Source organism: Clostridium sp. CCUG 7971, assembly GCF_017590215.1.
Classification (GTDB): Bacteria; Bacillota; Clostridia; order Peptostreptococcales; family Peptostreptococcaceae; genus Faecalimicrobium.
In genome coordinates this window covers 1-555 of sequence record NZ_JAFFPK010000208.1, presented here as the reverse complement: position 1 = coordinate 555, position 555 = coordinate 1, and the positions used below count along the sequence as shown (strand labels likewise).

1 rRNA gene is annotated in these 555 nt (G+C 45.9%); it reads left to right on the top strand.

The features are described from left to right. Positions 1-172: 172 nt before the first annotated feature. Positions 173-555, top strand: a 16S ribosomal RNA gene (locus tag JWF52_RS18740); the annotation flags it as partial.

Here is a 555-nt window from a genome sequence, read left to right as displayed (position 1 = left end):
AAAAAAGTTGACAAAGTTAAATAGCTTTGGTAAACTAAGGAAGTTGAAAAATAAGCGCCAACATGGTTGCTTAAAATGAACTTTGAAAATTAAACAGTAGGTTAATTTATAGAATTTGAAACAACCAAACAAAGCCAGATATATAACAGTATCTGAGCCCAAGTCAAAACTTATATTTAAGAGTTTGATCCTGGCTCAGGATGAACGCTGGCGGCGTGCCTAACACATGCAAGTCGAGCGATTTCCTTCGGGAAAGAGCGGCGGACGGGTGAGTAACGCGTGGGTAACCTGCCCTGTACACACGGATAACATACCGAAAGGTATGCTAATACGGGATAACATGAGAGAGTCGCATGGCTTTCTTATCAAAGCTCCGGCGGTACAGGATGGACCCGCGTCTGATTAGCTAGTTGGTAAGGTAACGGCTTACCAAGGCGACGATCAGTAGCCGACCTGAGAGGGTGATCGGCCACATTGGAACTGAGACACGGTCCAAACTCCTACGGGAGGCAGCAGTGGGGAATATTGCACAATGGGCGAAAGCCTGATGCAGCA